The following is a 17,792-nucleotide window of genomic DNA, read 5'->3' as shown; positions in this document are numbered from 1 at the left end:
AGATTGTATTTATAGCATCCAAAATTATATATTTGTAAATTATAGACTAGTTAATTAAATAAAGTATGAGAATATTAATCATAGGTGAAGGTGGAAGAGAATCTGCTTTGGCAGCAAAACTTCAGAATGACCCAAGAATTTCTAAAATGTTTTTCGCCAACGGAAACGCTACCACTGATGTTATTGGAAAAAATGTTCATTTATCAGAGATTAAAGAACTTAGAGATTTTGCCATCAAAGAAAAGGTAGACTTAACGATCGTTGGTCCCGAAGCACCGCTTGTAGCAGGCTTAAAGGACGAATTCAAAAAGCACGACCTTAAAGTTTTTGGTCCGAATCAGAAAGTTGCAAGCTTGGAAGGAAGTAAAGCTTTCTCTAAGAAATTTATGCAGACCTATGATATCAAAACGGCAAAAGCAGTAGTATTCGATTCCTATAACGAAGCTAAAGAATATGTTCAGACACACCAGTTCCCGTTGGTTGTTAAAGCAAGCGGTTTAGCGGGAGGAAAAGGAGTGGTAATCTGCGATACTCTGGAAGAAGCTGAAGCAACGATTCATGATTTTATGATCAGAAGAATTCACGGAGATGCCGGAATCCGTTTGGTAATCGAAGAATATTTAGAAGGATTTGAAGCCTCTATCATCGCTTTTTCAAACGGTGAAAAATTATTCCCTTGTATCGCTGCAAAAGACTACAAAAAAGCAGGAAATGGAGATACAGGACCCAATACAGGAGGAATGGGAACCGTAGCTCCAAGCCCAGAATTTACTCAGGAACACTACGCAGATTTCGAAAGAAATATCTTAGAACCTACCATTAAAGGTCTTAAAGGAGAAGGGTTCAGCTTCAAAGGAATCATTTTCTTCGGATTAATGGTAACGAAAAACGGAACCTATCTTTTAGAATATAACATGAGATTCGGAGATCCTGAAACTCAGGTTTTAATGGCTTTAATGGAAAACAATCTTCTGGATGTTATTCAGGATTGTATGGAAGGAAAAGACATCCAGCTTAAATTTAAAGACGAAAAAGCAGTTTGCCTTGTCATGTGTTCAGGAGGTTACCCGAGAAACATCGAAACAGGTTTCGAAATTGTAGGGGAAGATAAACTGAAATACAGCAAACTTTTATACGCAGGAGCCATCAGAAAAGGAGATAAAGTAGTTTCTAACGGTGGAAGAGTACTGAACATCGTAGCTACAGGAGCAACGTATGAAGATGCCCGCAAAAAAGTGTACGAAGATGCAAGTCATGTACATTTCGATTACGGCTTCTACAGAGAAGACATCGGAAAATTTTAAAATAATGCCCTGATTTTTCGGGGCTTTTTTTGTTAGAAGCTATTTCCCGCTTTCCGCTGTATCTTTTTTGTCATTGCGAACAAAGTGAAGCACTCAATGGAACTTTTCAGCAATCGCAATAACAAAAAAGGATGCCGCTGCAATCGGGGCTATAATTTCAGACAATTTTACAAAATCATTTATCAATCATTATTCATCAATTATAAAAAATGAACAACGGTATTATCATATTAGATTTCGGATCACAGTACAACCAGCTTATCGGAAGAAGAATCCGTGAGATGGGCGTATATTCTGAAATTTTACCATTCAATACACCATTAGAAACGCTATTAGAGAAACAGCCGAGAGGAATTATCCTTTCCGGCGGACCAAGTTCTGTAAATGCAGAAAATGCCCATTTGGTTGAAAAAGAATTATACGAGCAGGGAATTCCTGTTCTGGGAATTTGCTACGGAATGCAGTTAACGGCACACCTTTTAGGCGGAAAAGTTCATAAAGGCGTAAAAGGTGAGTACGGAAAAGCACACCTTGAAATCGTAAAAGAATCTTCTTTATTAAAAGGCGTTGCCAATAATTCTGTGGTTTGGATGAGCCATTTCGACGAAGTGGGAGAATTACCTGAAGGATTTGAGTTAAACGCAAAATCCGGCGTAATTGCTTCGATTTCTAATGAAGATAAAAAAATCTACTGTGTACAGTTCCACCCGGAAGTTTCCCACACCGAAGAAGGAGGGAAAATGCTGGAAAATTTCGTTTTCGGAATCTGTAATGCAGAGAAAAACTGGAAACTGACCAATTACATCGAAAAAACCGTTGCGGAGATCCGTGAAAAAGTGGGAGATCAGAAAGTAATTCTTGGACTTTCAGGAGGAGTAGATTCTTCTGTAGCGGCAGTGTTAATTCACCGTGCCATTGGCGACCAGTTGACTTGCATCTTCGTAGATACAGGTTTACTGAGAAAAGATGAAGGTAAAAAAGTAATGGATAATTATGGAGAGCATTTCCATATGAACATTAAATTAGTGGATGCTTCCGAAAGGTTTTTATCGAAATTAGCCGGAGTGGATGATCCTGAAGCGAAAAGAAAAATCATCGGAAACGAGTTCATTCACGTTTTTGATGAAGAATCTCATAAAATTGAAGGTGCTAAATTCTTAGCACAGGGAACAATTTATCCGGATGTAATTGAAAGTCAGTCGGTAAACGGTCCTTCTGCGGTAATTAAATCGCACCATAACGTTGGTGGACTTCCTGAAGATATGGAATTCGAATTGCTTGAGCCTTTGAGAGAGTTATTCAAGGATGAAGTAAGAAAAGTGGGCGAAGAATTGGGAATTCCTCATCATCTTGTTCATAGACATCCTTTCCCGGGCCCGGGATTGGGAATCAGGGTTTTGGGAGCAGTTGATGCAGAAAAAGTAAGAATTCTACAGGAAGCAGATGATATTTTCATTGAAGAATTATACAAAAACGATCTGTATGAAAAAGTTTCTCAGGCTTTCGTGGTGCTTCTTCCGGTAAAATCAGTAGGCGTAATGGGCGATGAGAGAACATACGAATACACAGCCGTTGTTCGTTCCGCAAACACCATCGACTTTATGACAGCAACGTGGAGCAGACTTCCTTACGAGTTCTTGGATACCGTTTCCAGCAGAATCATCAACGAAGTAAGAGGAATCAACAGAGTAGCGTATGATATTTCAAGCAAACCACCTGCAACTATTGAGTGGGAATAATTTGAATGGAATTTTAAATATAAATCCTGCCTTTTGGCGGGATTTTTTGTTTACCAATCCTGTCTCAGAAAAATTAATAGGCTTAAAAGATAAATCAGGATAAGAAAAACAATTCCATTGAAGATATAAAGTGAAATTTTTCGGTGATGCTGATGAATAATGTAAAAGTTAATAATTAGAATTAGTAAAATAACGGGAATAAATTCAAGGAAAAACTCAATTTGAATACATATTGATAAAATCAGATAGATCCATGATATCAATAAAATAACTACAGAAATAGTTTTCATTAGTTTAATTTTCAAGTATAAAATCAGAAAAAATTTTAGAATAATCTTCACTAAAATAGAAAATCCTGCTTATTCCATCATATCTTGCAATTACAAACTTGATATACTTGTAAGATTGTTTTTGTATTAAATAAAAGTCATTTAAAATCTGCTTTGTATTTTTTTTGGTATTTTCGTTTTTCGAAATATGATTTCTAAGTTCGTATAAACTAATAAGTTCATTTATAAACAATAGACGATCGGTATATGAAATATCAAAATTTTTCATCTTCGAATCATAATTTTGGATTTTGTCATAAATTAATTCCTTCATTTTTTTTATACTAACTTTTTTCCCTAAATTTAAATAAAATTACATCAAATGCAAATAGAAACAAGACCATTAATGGTTCAGGATTATGATGAATTGGTCATTACCATGAAGAGAGCTTATCCCCAAATGTCGGAATACGTCTGGTCTAAAAAAAGTATCGAAAAACTTACCCGAATATTTCCTAAAGGACAAATCTGCATTACGGTTGACGGAAAACTCGCAGCGGTTGCCCTTTCCATTATTGTGAATTATGATGAATTTGGCGACGATCACACGTACAGCGATATCACAGGAAATTATACTTTTAACACCCACCTTTCAACAGGAAATGTCTTATATGGGATCGAAGTCTTTGTGGATCCGGAATTTCGTGAACTGCGTCTCGGAAGAAGACTCTATGATGCGAGAAAAGAACTCTGCGAATTACTGAATCTAAGATCCATTGTTTTAGGCGGAAGAATTCCAAATTACCACAAACACAGCGATTTATCTCCAAGAGAATACATCCGAAGAGTTCGCGATAAAGAAATTTATGATCCGGTTCTGTCTTTTCAGCTTTCCAATAACTTTTTACCGATCAGGGTTTTAAAGAAATATTTGCCGGAGGACGAATCATCCAAAGAAAATGCAGTTCTGCTTCAGTGGAACAACATTTATTACAGCAAAAAACCAAACACGATGCAGGACAGCATCATTCGTTTGGGGTTGGTTCAATGGCAGATGAGACATTTTAAGGATATTGATGCTTTTTATGAACAGGTGGAATTTTTTGTCGACGTAATGGGAGATTACAAAGCAGATTTCGTTCTGTTTCCGGAACTGTTCAATACGCCTTTGCTGGCTCCTTTCAATAAACTTTCGGAAAGAGACAGTATGATTGAGCTGGCGAAATTAACCGAAGAGATCAAGATGAAAATCTCAGATCTGGCGATCAGTTATAATGTCAATATAATTTCCGGAAGCATGCCGGTTTTCGAAAATAATGATTTATACAATGTAAGTTACCTTCTTCACAGAGACGGCAGAGTAGACGAATACAGGAAGATCCACATCACACCCAACGAGAAAAAATATTACGGAATGAAAGGCGGAAACGAAATCCGTGTTTTCGATACCGACTGCGGAAAAATAGGTTTAGTGATCTGTTACGATGTTGAATTTCCGGAGCTTCCAAGAATTTTAGCCGATCAGGGAATGAAAATTCTATTTGTACCTTATCTTACAGACACCCAAAATGCGTATATGAGAGTTCGTCATTGCGCCGCAGCGAGAGCAATTGAGAACGAATGTTATGTGGCAATTGCAGGTTGCGTAGGAAACCTTCCCGGAGTTAATAATATGGATATTCAGTTTGGTCAGGCTGCGGTTTTTACCCCTTCGGATTTTGCGTTTCCGTCGAATGCAGTGAAAGGAGAAGCCACCCCGAACACAGAAATGACATTAATTGTGGATGTCGATCTGAATTTATTGAAAGATCTGCATCATCATGGTTCAGTTCAGGTCATGAAAGACAGGAGAAAAGATTTGTACGAAACATACCTAAAATAGAAAAACGGAATGCATTTCTGCATTCCGTTTTTATTCTTTCAAAAAAGATCCTAATTCGGGCACAAAACAGCCGGACAGATTAATCCGGGACATCTTGGTCTTCCATCATCAGGACAGCACTTATTAGAGCAGTTTTTGATAAATCCGCTTCCTGCGATATTTTTCATTTGTTCTCTTGAAACTTTCTTTAAATTTTTCATTTTAATAATTTTTTAGCGTTGGTTTTAAATATTTTGTCATTGTAAAGTTAAAGAAAAAAATGATAGAATATTCATTTAGAGCTTTTTCCCGCTATCCACTGTATCTTTTTTGTTACTGGCTCCGCTTCGCTTCGCCCGCAACAAAAAAGGATGTCGTTTCTATCGGGGCTATGGTTGGAAGTTGCTTCATTAACATTAGGAAATAACCACAGAGTTTGTCAATCCTTAGAAATCTAAGCGCAAATCTTTCAGTCTTATATTTTTCTAATACTACGTTTAGATTCCTGCGGAAAGACAAACTAAATTGAAAAGATTGAATAGCTTTATTATCATTACACTGCTATCATTTGCTGAGTAAAACGCCGTTGCGAACGAAAAATATTTTCAATCCTTTTAAATGAAATCTTTGTGATCTTTGTTTTAGGAAATAGATTCTTGGATCTGCTGTGCTTCTTTCAGGATAACATATCATATTTAATAAAATTTACTTCAAAAATTTGCGATAATAAAAACTTGCATTACACTGCTATCATTTGCTGAGTAAAACACCATTGCGAACGAAAAATATTTTCAATCCTTTTAAATGAAATCTTTGCGATCTTTGTTTTAGGAAATAGATTGTTCACTGTGTTGCGCTTCTTTCAGAATTACATCTCATATTTAATAAAATTTAATTCAAAAATTGCGATAAAAAAACTTGCATTCCACTGCTATCATTTGCTGAGCAGAACGCCATTGCGAACGAAAAATATTTTCAACCTTTTTAAATAAAATCTTTGCGATCTTTGTTTTAGGAAATAGATTCTTCAATCTGCTACGCTTCTTTCAGAATTACATCTCATATTTAATAAAATTTACTTCAAAAATTGCGATAAAAAAATTTGCATTACACTGCTATCATTTGCTGAGTAGAACGCCATTGCGAACGAAAAATATTTTCAATGTTTTTAAATAAAATCTTCGCGATCTTTGTTTTAGGAAATAGATTCTTCAATCTGCTGCGCTTCTTTCAGGATGACATCTCATATTTAATAAAATTTACTTCAAAAATTGCGATAAAAAAACTTGCATTACACTGCTATCATTTGCTGAGTAGAACGCCATTGCGAACGAAAAATATTTTCAATCCTTTTAAATAAAATCTTCGCGATCTTTGTTTTAGGAAATAGATTCTTCACTGCGTTGCCTTTGATCAGAACAAACTGAAAGGGAAAATTATAAAAAAGCGATTTAAAATAGAAAATTAATTATTATCAATAGGAACAATTTTTGAATTAAATTGCAACTACATTTCAGACTATGTTCGATAAACAGCAAAGAAAATTAAAAAGATCTGCCCGGTTAATTTCCGTATTAAGCAAATACGGCTTCAAAGATCTGTTGGCAAGAATGAACGGCGGAAATAAAGAGGAAATTCCAGCCAATTCCGACGAAGTCGTTTCAAAAGGAACTGTTTACGAAAGAATCCGGCTCTTTTTGGAAGAGCTGGGACCAACTTTTGTAAAGCTCGGACAGTCTTTCAGTAACAGAGAAGATCTTCTTCCGCCGGAACTTCTTCAGGAACTTCAGAAGCTTCAGGATAAAGTGGAAACGGTTGAAATGAACGTGGAAGAAATACTGGAAAACGAATTTAGTATTTCGGTGAAAGATCATTTTGCGGATATTCAGAAACAGCCTTTGGCAACAGCATCGATTGCGCAGGTTTATAAAGCAACATTAATTGATGCTACAGAGGTTATTCTGAAAATTAGAAAATCAGATGTTCAGTCTGTGATTGAAGACGATTTACTGCTTATCAAAGATCTGGAAAAACTGGTCTCTTCTTATTCCGAAATAGGAGAGAAGCTCAATCTGAAACAGGCGATTTCCACCTTTGAAAAATCTTTACTGGAAGAAGTTTCTCTGATTAATGAAAAGGAAAACATCCTGCAGTTCAGAAGAAATTTTAAAAACAGCAAAGAAACCTACGTTCCGAAGGTGTATGAAGAATTTTCCAACAATAATGTTCTTTGTATGGAGTTTATTGATGGAATTAAAGTAACTGATACGTCAAGGCTCTTGCAATACGATATCGATCCAGTAATCATTTCCGAAACGGGGCTAAGACTTTTTGTTTTCCAGATTTTAGACTATGGATTTTTCCATGCAGATCCTCACGCGGGAAATATTTTGGTAAAAAAAGACGGAAAATTAGTTTTTATTGATTTCGGTGCAGTCGGGAAAATTCCTCCGAATGATAAAGAAGTCCTTGAAAATCTTATTGTAAGTTTTGTTGCCAAAAATCCGCATAAAATTGTACGTTATCTGAAGAAAATGGCTATCAGTTATGAGATTCCGGATGAAAGAAGATTTGAAAATGATGTGGAAGATATTCTGAATTTCGTTCACAGCACCTCTCTGAAAGAAATTAATGCACAGGTCATCATCAATAAGATGAAAGATGTGCTGAAAGATAACCGTCTTCATATGCCGGATTACTTTTATCTTTTGTTCAAAGGAATCAGTCTTATTGAAGGAGTGGGAAGAACTATAAATCCGGACTTGGATGTGGTAAAAAGTCTCTATCCTTACACTAAAAAAATATTTACCAGAAAAATAAGTCCGAAAAATATTGTAAAAACAGGAATGGACAGAATGCTCATGTTTACAGACAGTGTAGACGAAATTCCCAAAGAACTGCGTTCTGTTTTACAGAAATTAGACGAAAATAAATTCACCGTTTCCAGCGAAATAAAGAATATTGAAAAAACAAACCAGCTGATAAAATCAAGCATTATCAATCTTATTCTGGCAATGGTTTTAGGCGCAAATATCATTGCAACGGCAATTGTATTTACTTCAGAATCGGGACCGAGAATCGGGGAATTGTCTTTGGTAGCCGTTTTAGGATTTATATTTTCTGTATTTTTAGTAATTGTTATTTTACTGAGGGTTACGAGAAAGTAAAACTTTCAATTCTAAAATAAAAACCCTGCAAGTTCAGTATTTTAGTCTGGACTTGCAGGATAATATGGTTTTAGTAATTTAAATTTTGAAATTAGTTATAGACTCTGAATTCAAATGATCCGGCTTCTCCGTAAACATCATAGTTGAATCCGTAAGAATCTACAATATCGACGTAAATAGTATCATTATCTATTCTTCCGCTTACGCAAAATCTCTGATCTTTTCCTACGGTTTTTTGGTTTATTACACTTACTGACCAAATTTTTCCGGCAGGAAATGCTCCGTTTAAAGTACCGATAAATTCTCCTGTACCTTTCTTACTCCACACAATATCTCCAACGGTATTTTCAAATACTGTAAATCTTGGCTGTGCTGCAGATTCATCAAATACCAAAGATCCTGAATAAATTTTGTATGGTTTAACCTCTTGTAAATGCTTTCTCTGAACAAAATCTGTATCGCTATTGGCTGGAAATACATTAATTCCTGAAATACCTGTTCTACGGTCTATTTTAGCAATATTTGAAAGATATACAGAACTGATGTTTGAATTACCAATCGTTGCAGTATTGTCACCGTTTCCTGTTGTTGCTGCACCTAGTACAATTTCATTAGTAGACGTGTTTCGATCTTTGAAACCACTTCTGTTACCTACAACAACACTTTGAAAAACATTTTTGGAGTTTCCGGTTGCCTCACCTATGAAAATACTTTTCTGTGCTTCTTCTACATTTATCCCTGCGCCATTTCCTACAGCAACCAGTTCGTTCCATATATTATTATCGTAAAAATTTCCTTTGAAACTTTGTAGTGCATAACAGCCTAATACAACTGAAGATCTAAGATTAAGTACATTTGGGGCAATGTCCTGACCTACTGCTGTTATTCTGTCAACAATATTACTTGCGTTCTTGAGATTATTATATCCAACTATAGTATTGATCCTTGTCTTTCTTATATTTTCAAGATTATTATTACCAAAAACAAATGTTGTTGCAATAGAGTTAGCTTTTGATAAAGAGTTGGTACCAAAAATAGCATTATTGATTCCTACTGCATATTGGGAGGCAGAATTTTTACCAAAAGAGATATGATTGTCATTACTGTTTGCAGTTCTTAATTCAAATGTAACACCATTGTTAAAATCTCGCACTTCGTAAATAGGTGATTGTTTTTCATTGTTTTTAATACGCTGCATGGAAACATTTATCTCTCCTGTGATATTTGTTCCTTCTAAAGAAATATCTAAAAAATTATTAACATTATCGGTTACTTCAGCCAATTGATTGTTTAATATCCACTTGTCATCATTACCACTGTCAATGAGATAAATTGTTTTATATCCCCATGTCCCGGTATTACCAATATTTGAGTTGATGCTAAACAGGTAAGATTCTCCCGGAGTTAACCCTTCAAAAAGTCTGTAATTTCCGGCGGGAGAATTTTTCAGGATTAACTTTTTTGTTTTTACATCATATGATGCATTGGAATTTGACGGTGAAGAAACTAAAGAAAGATTTACATTCTCAACAGGAACTTTATTCAATTCGTCCTGAATATGATTAATAGATTTTCCCTGAATTCCAAAATATTTTTCTTTAAAATTACCTTCTACTAATGGTCTGTAATTGAAGTCCGGGCTTCCGTTTCCGTAATGCTCGTGAGAACCGATTAACAGGTTGTGACTTGCAGGATGTCTTTTCGGATCTTTATAAAATCCAAAGCCTAACATGACATCATTATCTAAATAGGAATCATGCGTTTCGCCGGGATATTTTCCATTTGCATCGTAAATATTTCCTCCCATCACCAGCGAGTTAAATATATAACGGTAATTTCTTACATTATATCCTGTAACTACAGAACTATGTATATCGCCTGCCCAGATTAAATTTCCGATGGTGACGTTATTAGTCATCATTTGTCTTAAATTAAAACCATTGGAGGCTATTGCGGTTCTGTTTTGGTTGCCATAAATTCCTTTAGCATTAGCAATATTGTTACCAAAGGCTGTTATTGAATCGCCAATCGGAATATCATTCAATTCATACAAAGCAGTACCGAATAAACTGTAATTTGTTCCATCAACAAAACCTTTCCCTAGTTTTGAACCGTAGGCGATTAACGAATCATGTGCAGGGTGTTCAGGTCTGTACTCTGTATTTCCTTTAAAATCAGAAAGAATATCGGTTCCCTGTAAGATATATCTTGAAGAATATAATTTTTCGCTCTCATCTTTCCCAATATAATTCGGTAAGACATTCCATCCTGCAATAAAAGCATCATACATTGTTTTGTTTTCATGATCTTTATTGTTTGTAATAACCCTTCTGCCAGAGTTTGTTGTATACTGCAAATAATGATCGTTGATGTATTGTTTTGAATAGACATTTCCTGTTAAACCACTTTCAGAACTGTCTATCGTGGCAATATTTGAAGGTAACTGATTAACATTTAATTTATTTTTCCAATTTTGGATGTTCTCACTGCTTAAATTGGAAGCGTCTAATTTGGCTAAACTGTTTTCATGAGCATTAGAAGAATTAAGGTGATTATTGAACGCTTCTAAACTTGCTGTTTGATGAAAAAGTGCAGAAAGTCCTTCGATTGATGAAAGCGGAATAAATTCGTTTTTGTGAAAAAAAGAAGACCAGGATGCTGCAAATTCCTCTTCCGTAGGTGTTTTTCCTGTCTGAAACCAATATAGAATTGTATTTAAAGGTGTTGCCATTTTTTTAATATTTTGTTAGTATTTGGTTGATAGATTTTAATTTGTGATAATATTAGTAAGTGATTTTAAATTTCGGGAACATGTAATCGTCCTTTCGGATCTCAGGATAATAATTTTGTTCATCAGATAAATCGATCTTATAATTTGATTTCGAATAGAAATCTTTTGCTGTTTTTTGACAATTGGCGAGAATTTCAGCAATTTCTTGTAACTTAGTTATTAATATTTCCATACTTTTGGTTGATTTAAAAAAGCAAATATAAACGATTTATTTCGTATAAAAAAATAAATATGCATCAAATTTCGCCTATAAAAAATAAAATTTTACAATATATTGAATATAAGGGTATTAGTAAATATAAATTTTATCAGGAAAGTGGTATTACAAGAGGAGTTTTGGATAAAGAAAGTGGAATAAGCGAAGATAATATAGCGAAATTTATCGCTTATGCGCCGGAAGTTGATCTGTCATGGCTTTTTTTAGATCAGGGAAAAATGCTTAAAAATAAAGAAATCGAAAAAACGTTTGAAATTGGTGATTTTAAAAATGATAAAAAGCTTCAGCCTGAAATGGTAGACATTTCCGGAGATAAGCAATATGAAAAAGTTTTTAGTAAGCTGAAATTTGATGATGAAATAAAGATTGTTGAAAACGGAATTCCTTTTTACAGCTTGCCGGTAAGCGCAGGAAAACTTAATGAACTGCTGGAATTAACGGAAACACCTACCGGATATATCAATTTGCCCGGAGTTCACTGCGATGCATTTTTTCCTATTGTTGGTGCTTCATTTGAGCCCTATATTAAAGCAGGAGACATAATAGGAATCAATTTTATAGATAAATGGGAAAATCTCGATCCGGATTGTATTTATTTAATTATTACTTATGATCAGAGAATGATTAAAAGATTAATGCATCATCCTGATGATAGTACATTGCTGATATGTATTTCTCCAAACTATAAAGAATTTACTATTGATAAATTTACTATCCGATATATCCATAAAGTAACATTTTGCGGACGTCCAATCTGATTTTCATAAACCGTCGGACTTAATTTTTTTGTTTTTAAAAGTTTTTATTGCATTTTTAAACGTATGGAAAAATAAATTATATTTGTTTTTCAAAAAATACAAATGCAACGCAGAAAATTTATTAAGAAAACTTTAGCAGGTCTTCCCCTTATATTTTTAGCACCTTCTTTGTTGGCAAACTCATGTTCTTCGGAAGATGAAACTGAAACTCCTAACGGAAAATCTGTCATCGTTATTGGAGCGGGAATTTCTGGTCTTGCTGCAGCTAAAAGATTGAAAGAAAAAGGCTTTGAGGTTACAGTTTTAGAAGCTCAGGAAAAAGTTGGAGGAAGATTAAAGACCAACCGAAGTCTGGGAATTCCTTTTGATGAGGGAGCAAGCTGGATTCACGGAATTAATGGTAACCCGATAACAAATCTTGCACAGCAGGCAGGAATGCAGACTTTTGAAACGGTTGATGACAGCAGGAAATCTTATGATATTGGAGGAATCCTACGGAGCAATACCGTATTTGATAATACGGAAACCGAATATTACAATATTCTTTCCACTTTAAAAAACAGCGGAAATCCGGCGCAGAGTTTTCAGACCGTTTTTCAGAATTTGTATCCGAATAAATTTAACGACAGGTTATGGAAATTTTTTCTTTCTACCTACTTCACTTTCGACAGGGGAGATCTGGATAAGGTTTCTTCCGTGCTTTATGATGAAGGAGAAGAATTTGGAGGAGTAGAAAAAATAGCAACCAATGGTTATGATACGATTGCCAGTTTTTTATCTTTCGGATTGAATATCAGACTCAATGAAAGAGTTAGCAAAATAGATTACAGCAATGCCAAAATAAAGATAACTCATAACGGAAGTATTTCAGAGGCAGATTATGTAATTGTAAGTGTTTCGTTGGGGGGTTTAAAAGCCAATAAAATTGAATTTCTTCCCTCACTTCCAGCTGCAAAGCAAAACGCTATCCAAAAAGTGGGAATGAACTGTGTAAATAAATTTCTTTTAACATGGAACACTGCTTTTTGGGATGATGTACAGTATATTTCTTACACGCCGGAAATTAGAGATAAATTTAATTATTTTGTGAATGTAAAGAAATTCAGTCCCAATGCAAATGCTTTAATGACTTTTGCCTACGCAGATTATGCAAGACAAACAGAGACGATGTCAGATTCTCAGGTTATCTCAGAAATCATGAGTCATCTGAAAGATATTTACGGAAACAGCATTCAGGATCCGGTAAATTTGCTTCGTACCAAATGGCAGAACAATGAAAATTTTTTCGGTTCCTATTCCTATACAGCAGTCGGTACAGAAATGTCTCATTTCGATGATTTGGCAGAAGAGGTAAACGACAGGCTTTTTTTTGCCGGAGAGCACACGGAAGCAGATTATTTTTCAACGGCTCACGGCGCTTACTTAAGCGGAATTCGGGAAGCTGATAAAATTATAGCATTGCTTTAAATGAAGTAACGGTTAAATTATTTTTCTTCAATGCCGAAATCTTTCATCAGCTCAAATCCGTAATTTCTTAAAATTGAAATAATTTCTACAGCTTTTTTACCGCGCTCAGTAATATTGTATTCAGTTCTTGGAGGAACTTCCGGAAATATTTCTTTGGAAATAAAGCCGTCTTCCAGCAATTCTTTTAAACTTTTAGAAAGCATCCTGTCTGAAATATGAGGAATGCTGTTAGCCAATTCCGAGTAACGCCATGCTTTATCTTTCAGACGCCAGAGAATAGGCATTTTATAGGTTCCGCCTATTTTGCTCATGGCAAATTCTACAGGATTGTGAAAAAGGTGCTTATCCGAAACAAAATCAGGCATACTTACATTTTTGTGTGTTTCTTACAAAGATAGCCATTATTGATTTTCTTTCCTACTCAGAATTATCTTTGTTTCATCAAAATTAGAGATTTTAAAATCAAAAAAACAAAAAATGGAAAAAGTAAAAGAAGTAAATAGCTATGTTCATTTTCACGGAGCTCCCGTAAAAGGTAAAATTCTGATGGTGGCAAGCTCGCCGAGTGTGAGTAAACAAACCAATTGGCTAATCGGTTTCTGGGCAGCAGAATTAACTCATCCTTTAAGAGTCTTTCAGGAAGCAGGTTACGAAGTGGAACTGGTTTCAACAGAAGGCGGAAAACTGGAAATGGATGGCTATTCCAACCCTTTGGATGAAAGCGGTTATTCTGCTCATGATGTAATTTCTTTAGGGTACATGCAGAAAACTGACTTTAACGAGATGCTTGAAAATACAAAAAAACTAACCGAAGTTGATGTAAAAAACTATGACGCTGTTTTCTTGGTTGGCGGACAGGGACCGATGTACACATTCAGAGGAAATAAAGATTTGGAACAATTATTTGTGAGTTTCTATGAAAGCGGAAAGCCAAGCGCAGCAGTTTGCCATTCAACAACTTTATTATTGGAAGCTAAAAAATCAAATGGTGAATTATTAGTAAAAGGAAAAACCTGGACCGGTTTTGCTGATGCAGAAGAAGAGTTTGCAGATCAGGCGGTCGGAATGAAAATTCAACCTTACAGAATTGAAGAAGAAGCTAGAAAATTACAGGAAACAACATTTAAAGTTGCGGCTCCGTTTAGTTCATACGCTATTCAGGACGGGAATTTAATCACCGGGCAACAGCAGAATTCGGGAGCGGCTGCTGCAGAATTAGTTGTAGAGCTTTTAAGTAAATAATGTATTACAGTTTATATTGATTAAATAAAATATATGCAGATCAAAAGAAAATCTACCGCAGTATGGAGCGGAACCGGGAAAGACGGAAAAGGAAACCTTTCCACACAAAGTACAGTTTTAAACGAAACCCAATATGGTTTTAATTCCCGTTTCGCAGACGGAATCGGAACGAATCCTGAAGAACTGATTGCCGCAGCTCATGCCGGTTGCTTCAGTATGAAACTGGCTTTTAATTTACAGGCTGCGGGTTTTTCGGCAGATGAATTAAAAACTGATTGTGAAGTCGTTCTGGAAGATGGAAGCATTACTCAGTCCAACATTACTTTGGCAGCAAAAGTTTCCGGAATTGAAGCTGAGAAATTTGAGGAGTTTGTAAAAGATGCTGAAGCCAATTGTCCGGTTTCTAAACTGCTGAATGCAAAAATTACCGTAAATTTCACGTTAAACTAAAAGTATGAATATAGCAATCATCGGCTCCGGAAATGTAGGCGGAGCTTTGGCTCAACAGTGGATAAAATCGGGACATAACGTTTTGATAGGCGCACAATTTCCTTTGAGTGAAAAAAATATTTCCTTTGCAACAAAAATCGGGGAAGATCGTTTTGCGGTGATCGAAAATGCGGTGAAGCAGTGTGAAGTAATTCTTATCGCAACACCTCCAACGGCGATTTTTGAAGTGATTGAACAGTTAGGCGATGTTTCGGGAAAAGTAATTATTGATGCTACCAATGCAGTAATGAAGTCTCCGGAACCTTATAAAACAGTGTATCACGCTTTGGCAGATAAAACCAATGCAGAAATCGTAAAATGTTTTAACACAACAGGTTTTGAAAATATGCTCGATCCGATATACAATGGTGAAGGAATCGATATGCTTATGGCGGGAGACAGCGAAAAAGCAAAAGAAGTTGCCAAAAGGCTTGCTTTGGATTGTGGTTTCGCTTCCTGTACAGACTTTGGAAAAGCGGATAAAGTAGAACTGCTGGAAAAATTTGCACTTTCGTGGATCAATCTCGCCATTATGCAGGGTTACGGAAGAAACATGGCTTTTAAGATTTTGAAAAGATAATTTATAAAAAGGGCTGAAGTTTAAAATTTCAGCCTTTTTGTTTATCTTTTCATTCCGCTATACATTCCGTTTCTTGTGAACTTTGAGTTTTTATCAATTTCAAAGCAAACCATTGTGCAGGTTTCATCTACTGATAAAATTTGGGACTTATTATCAAGAATGACGCTGTCGCCTTGCTGCAGGGAAGTTTCATTTACATTCAGTTTCCCGTCGAAAATATAAATAAAATAAACAGAGTTTTCAAAATATGAATCGGGTAATCTGATGTTGTTTTTTTCCGCTTCCATATCATACACCAAAATATTGCTTTTGATTTCAAGTGGTGCATTACTGCCTTTTACGCCTGCTACGAGCCGCCATTCATTCTTGCTTAATTTTCCGGCATTGGCAAACTGTACATGAGGCGGATCGTCTTCGTTCTCAGGTCTTATAAAAATCTGTAAAAGCCGTACATCTTCTGTAAACCTCTCAGCAGGAATACTTTCTTCGTGATAAATACCGCTTCCTGCATTCATCAGCATTAAATTCTCCGGTGTTACTGCGATTTCCTTACCCGTACTGTCTTTGTGCAGCGTTGTACCACTTCGCATCAGCGTAAGTATTTCGTCATTTTTGTGAGGATGCATCCCTACAAATGCGCCCGGTTTAAGATGAGCATCATCAAATCTGCCTAAATTATAAAATCCAAGATCATGATCAGCCGTATTTCTTCCGGGAATTACAATATTAATATGAAAATCCCCGTGTCCGGCTTTTTGTCTTTCAGAAGCTTTATTTATTGTGAACATAAAAAAGTTATTTAAAAAAATAAATGAATCCTTAAATTGAGGAACCATTTATTTTTAATTTATGCCATAGATGGTAAAACATCAGAAAACAAGATTCCTAATAATTCTCCACCTTCGGGTCTTGCCCAGTCTTCAGCAATTTCTGCCATAAGCGTATTAGTAGCTGTTAAAACAACTCCTGCTTTTGCCATTCTCTGCTGGCTTAGATTTTCACTTAAATCAAACGGAGAACCGGATGCATCCATTACAGCCTGTACATTAAAACCTTCTTCAACAGCACTTATTGCCGGATAAACAAGACAGACGTCCGTTGTTACTCCTGCCATAATTAAATTTTTCTTTCCAGTTGCCAAGACTGCATCCCGAAAGTCTGTATGCTCCCAACAGTTTACAATTCCTTCTCTTTTTATTCTTTTTTCGAATGCCTCAGGAAGAATTTCTGCTAATGCGGGCATTAAAGGTCCTTGTGCGGCATATTCCTGACTGCTTGTAAATATAACAGGAATATTCAGAACTTTTGCCATTTTTGCCAAAGCCAGTGTTTTCTTTTCAACTTCTTTCAGAGGAATATTTTTGATGAGTTTCATTGTTCCCACTTGGTGATCTATAAGCAATAAAGCTGTGTTGTCTGATGTGAATTTTGTTGTATTCATTTGTTTTGTTATTTTAAATATGTATTGCAAAATTAAAATGCTTACTATACTTTTGCAATAAGTGTATAAAATGTATATTAGTATACTTTAATATAGTTATTTAAGTAATAGGCAATGCAAGAGAAAATAGAAATTCAGCCGGTAATGGATGCACTGGAAGTTATTGGCGGAAAATGGAAGTTTCCCATTTTATATAGCTTATGCAGCGGAAAAAAGAGATTTAAAGACTTATTGGGAGATATCGGAAAGATTACGCCCAAAATGCTTAGTCTTGAACTAAAAGACTTGGAAATAAACGGGCTGATAACCAGAACGGCTATTGCAACTGTTCCGGTGACGGTAGAATATGAAATGACGGAATACGGTCTTACATTAAAACCCGTATTGGTTCATATTCAGGATTGGGGCAAAAAACACCGCGAGAAAATTATTAATGAAAGCAGGAATGCAAAATAAGGGCTTCAAAA

The 17,792-nt window shown here is 35.5% G+C and carries 17 protein-coding genes; 10 read left to right on the top strand and 7 right to left on the bottom strand.

Annotation, left to right across the window (positions count from 1 at the left end; translation table 11 throughout):
• Nucleotides 1-65: 65 nt before the first annotated feature.
• Together purD and guaA are read left to right on the top strand one after the other, a co-directional pair.
• Nucleotides 66-1,304, top strand: coding sequence for a phosphoribosylamine--glycine ligase (gene purD, locus WFH39_RS08325; RefSeq protein ID WP_336689543.1), 1,239 nt, complete (start codon nucleotides 66-68; stop codon nucleotides 1,302-1,304).
• Between the two features lie 209 nt (nucleotides 1,305-1,513).
• Nucleotides 1,514-3,043: a glutamine-hydrolyzing GMP synthase gene (gene guaA / locus WFH39_RS08320; RefSeq protein ID WP_336689542.1), complete on the top strand. Its 1,530-nt coding sequence runs from the start codon at nucleotides 1,514-1,516 to the stop codon at nucleotides 3,041-3,043.
• 294 nt (nucleotides 3,044-3,337) lie between these two features.
• Here the strand turns inward: guaA and WFH39_RS08315 are convergent, their stop codons facing one another.
• On the bottom strand, nucleotides 3,338-3,646 hold the full coding sequence (locus WFH39_RS08315; RefSeq protein WP_336689541.1) for a hypothetical protein: 309 nt from the start codon (nucleotides 3,644-3,646) through the stop codon (nucleotides 3,338-3,340).
• 48 nt (nucleotides 3,647-3,694) lie between these two features.
• On the opposite strand from WFH39_RS08315, the gene WFH39_RS08310 reads away from it, so the two are divergent.
• Complete coding sequence (locus WFH39_RS08310; RefSeq protein ID WP_336689540.1) at nucleotides 3,695-5,194, top strand: carbon-nitrogen hydrolase family protein; 1,500 nt, start codon at nucleotides 3,695-3,697, stop codon at nucleotides 5,192-5,194.
• Nucleotides 5,195-5,244: 50 nt separating this feature from the next.
• On the opposite strand, the gene WFH39_RS08305 is transcribed toward WFH39_RS08310, so the two are convergent.
• A complete protein-coding gene (locus WFH39_RS08305) occupies nucleotides 5,245-5,394 on the bottom strand; it encodes a bacteriocin-like protein (protein ID WP_336689539.1) in 150 nt (49 codons plus the stop codon).
• A 1,299-nt stretch (nucleotides 5,395-6,693) separates the two neighbouring features.
• Between WFH39_RS08305 and WFH39_RS08300 the strand changes: the two genes are divergently transcribed.
• On the top strand, nucleotides 6,694-8,340 hold the full coding sequence (locus WFH39_RS08300) for an ABC1 kinase family protein (RefSeq protein ID WP_336689538.1): 1,647 nt from the start codon (nucleotides 6,694-6,696) through the stop codon (nucleotides 8,338-8,340).
• 91 nt (nucleotides 8,341-8,431) lie between these two features.
• On the opposite strand, the gene WFH39_RS08295 is transcribed toward WFH39_RS08300, so the two are convergent.
• A complete protein-coding gene (locus tag WFH39_RS08295; protein ID WP_336689537.1) occupies nucleotides 8,432-11,071 on the bottom strand; it encodes a hypothetical protein in 2,640 nt (879 codons plus the stop codon).
• 52 nt (nucleotides 11,072-11,123) lie between these two features.
• On the bottom strand, nucleotides 11,124-11,303 hold the full coding sequence (locus WFH39_RS08290; RefSeq protein WP_273077618.1) for a hypothetical protein: 180 nt from the start codon (nucleotides 11,301-11,303) through the stop codon (nucleotides 11,124-11,126).
• 59 nt (nucleotides 11,304-11,362) lie between these two features.
• On the opposite strand from WFH39_RS08290, the gene WFH39_RS08285 reads away from it, so the two are divergent.
• Together WFH39_RS08285 and WFH39_RS08280 are read left to right on the top strand one after the other, a co-directional pair.
• Nucleotides 11,363-12,106 carry a S24 family peptidase gene (locus WFH39_RS08285; protein ID WP_336689536.1) on the top strand — a complete coding sequence of 248 codons (744 nt, stop codon included), beginning with the start codon at nucleotides 11,363-11,365 and terminating at the stop codon, nucleotides 12,104-12,106.
• A gap of 102 nt (nucleotides 12,107-12,208) precedes the next feature.
• On the top strand, nucleotides 12,209-13,573 hold the full coding sequence (locus WFH39_RS08280) for a flavin monoamine oxidase family protein (protein ID WP_336689535.1): 1,365 nt from the start codon (nucleotides 12,209-12,211) through the stop codon (nucleotides 13,571-13,573).
• Between the two features lie 17 nt (nucleotides 13,574-13,590).
• On the opposite strand, the gene WFH39_RS08275 is transcribed toward WFH39_RS08280, so the two are convergent.
• Nucleotides 13,591-13,938, bottom strand: a complete 348-nt coding sequence (locus WFH39_RS08275) for a winged helix-turn-helix transcriptional regulator (protein ID WP_336689534.1) — start codon at nucleotides 13,936-13,938, stop codon at nucleotides 13,591-13,593.
• 112 nt (nucleotides 13,939-14,050) lie between these two features.
• Here WFH39_RS08275 and WFH39_RS08270 point away from each other — a divergent pair, with 112 nt between their 5' ends.
• The 3 genes from WFH39_RS08270 to WFH39_RS08260 are packed head-to-tail and all read left to right on the top strand — an operon-like array spanning nucleotide 14,051 to nucleotide 15,884.
• Nucleotides 14,051-14,815: a type 1 glutamine amidotransferase domain-containing protein gene (locus WFH39_RS08270; protein WP_336689533.1), complete on the top strand. Its 765-nt coding sequence runs from the start codon at nucleotides 14,051-14,053 to the stop codon at nucleotides 14,813-14,815.
• Nucleotides 14,816-14,848: 33 nt separating this feature from the next.
• The gene (locus tag WFH39_RS08265) at nucleotides 14,849-15,265 is read left to right on the top strand and encodes an OsmC family protein (protein ID WP_442891699.1); all 417 of its coding nucleotides are present in this window, start codon (nucleotides 14,849-14,851) and stop codon (nucleotides 15,263-15,265) included.
• A 4-nt stretch (nucleotides 15,266-15,269) separates the two neighbouring features.
• Complete coding sequence (locus WFH39_RS08260) at nucleotides 15,270-15,884, top strand: NADPH-dependent F420 reductase (protein WP_336689532.1); 615 nt, start codon at nucleotides 15,270-15,272, stop codon at nucleotides 15,882-15,884.
• 41 nt (nucleotides 15,885-15,925) lie between these two features.
• Here WFH39_RS08260 and WFH39_RS08255 read toward each other — a convergent pair whose 3' ends face one another.
• Together WFH39_RS08255 and WFH39_RS08250 are read right to left on the bottom strand one after the other, a co-directional pair.
• Nucleotides 15,926-16,672 (bottom strand): pirin family protein, encoded by a 747-nt coding sequence (locus WFH39_RS08255; protein ID WP_336689531.1) that lies wholly within the window; start codon nucleotides 16,670-16,672, stop codon nucleotides 15,926-15,928.
• 59 nt (nucleotides 16,673-16,731) lie between these two features.
• A complete protein-coding gene (locus WFH39_RS08250) occupies nucleotides 16,732-17,325 on the bottom strand; it encodes an isochorismatase family protein (protein WP_336689530.1) in 594 nt (197 codons plus the stop codon).
• Nucleotides 17,326-17,439: 114 nt separating this feature from the next.
• On the opposite strand from WFH39_RS08250, the gene WFH39_RS08245 reads away from it, so the two are divergent.
• Nucleotides 17,440-17,781 carry a winged helix-turn-helix transcriptional regulator gene (locus WFH39_RS08245; RefSeq protein ID WP_214589304.1) on the top strand — a complete coding sequence of 114 codons (342 nt, stop codon included), beginning with the start codon at nucleotides 17,440-17,442 and terminating at the stop codon, nucleotides 17,779-17,781.
• Nucleotides 17,782-17,792 lie beyond the last annotated feature (11 nt).

The organism is Chryseobacterium sp. MMO-72, from assembly GCF_037146035.1.
Taxonomy (GTDB): Bacteria; Bacteroidota; Bacteroidia; order Flavobacteriales; family Weeksellaceae; genus Chryseobacterium; species Chryseobacterium indicum.
Note: the sequence above shows the minus strand (reverse complement) of the source record. Positions and strands in the feature narration are given on the sequence as shown.

Bases quoted from the DNA above. Each gene is read 5' to 3' on its own strand.
- WFH39_RS08315 (WP_336689541.1), bottom strand. From the start codon at position 3,646: ATGAAGGAATTAATTTATGACAAAATCCAAAATTATGATTCGAAGATG.
- WFH39_RS08265 (WP_442891699.1), top strand. From the start codon at position 14,849: ATGCAGATCAAAAGAAAATCTACCGCAGTATGGAGCGGAACCGGGAAA.
- WFH39_RS08285 (WP_336689536.1), top strand. From the start codon at position 11,363: ATGCATCAAATTTCGCCTATAAAAAATAAAATTTTACAATATATTGAA.
- WFH39_RS08295 (WP_336689537.1), bottom strand. From the start codon at position 11,071: ATGGCAACACCTTTAAATACAATTCTATATTGGTTTCAGACAGGAAAA.
- WFH39_RS08275 (WP_336689534.1), bottom strand. From the start codon at position 13,938: ATGCCTGATTTTGTTTCGGATAAGCACCTTTTTCACAATCCTGTAGAA.
- WFH39_RS08300 (WP_336689538.1), top strand. From the start codon at position 6,694: ATGTTCGATAAACAGCAAAGAAAATTAAAAAGATCTGCCCGGTTAATT.
- WFH39_RS08310 (WP_336689540.1), top strand. From the start codon at position 3,695: ATGCAAATAGAAACAAGACCATTAATGGTTCAGGATTATGATGAATTG.
- WFH39_RS08270 (WP_336689533.1), top strand. From the start codon at position 14,051: ATGGAAAAAGTAAAAGAAGTAAATAGCTATGTTCATTTTCACGGAGCT.
- purD (WP_336689543.1), top strand. From the start codon at position 66: ATGAGAATATTAATCATAGGTGAAGGTGGAAGAGAATCTGCTTTGGCA.
- WFH39_RS08250 (WP_336689530.1), bottom strand. From the start codon at position 17,325: ATGAATACAACAAAATTCACATCAGACAACACAGCTTTATTGCTTATA.
- WFH39_RS08260 (WP_336689532.1), top strand. From the start codon at position 15,270: ATGAATATAGCAATCATCGGCTCCGGAAATGTAGGCGGAGCTTTGGCT.
- WFH39_RS08255 (WP_336689531.1), bottom strand. From the start codon at position 16,672: ATGTTCACAATAAATAAAGCTTCTGAAAGACAAAAAGCCGGACACGGG.
- WFH39_RS08280 (WP_336689535.1), top strand. From the start codon at position 12,209: ATGCAACGCAGAAAATTTATTAAGAAAACTTTAGCAGGTCTTCCCCTT.
- WFH39_RS08245 (WP_214589304.1), top strand. From the start codon at position 17,440: ATGCAAGAGAAAATAGAAATTCAGCCGGTAATGGATGCACTGGAAGTT.
- WFH39_RS08305 (WP_336689539.1), bottom strand. From the start codon at position 5,394: ATGAAAAATTTAAAGAAAGTTTCAAGAGAACAAATGAAAAATATCGCA.
- guaA (WP_336689542.1), top strand. From the start codon at position 1,514: ATGAACAACGGTATTATCATATTAGATTTCGGATCACAGTACAACCAG.
- WFH39_RS08290 (WP_273077618.1), bottom strand. From the start codon at position 11,303: ATGGAAATATTAATAACTAAGTTACAAGAAATTGCTGAAATTCTCGCC.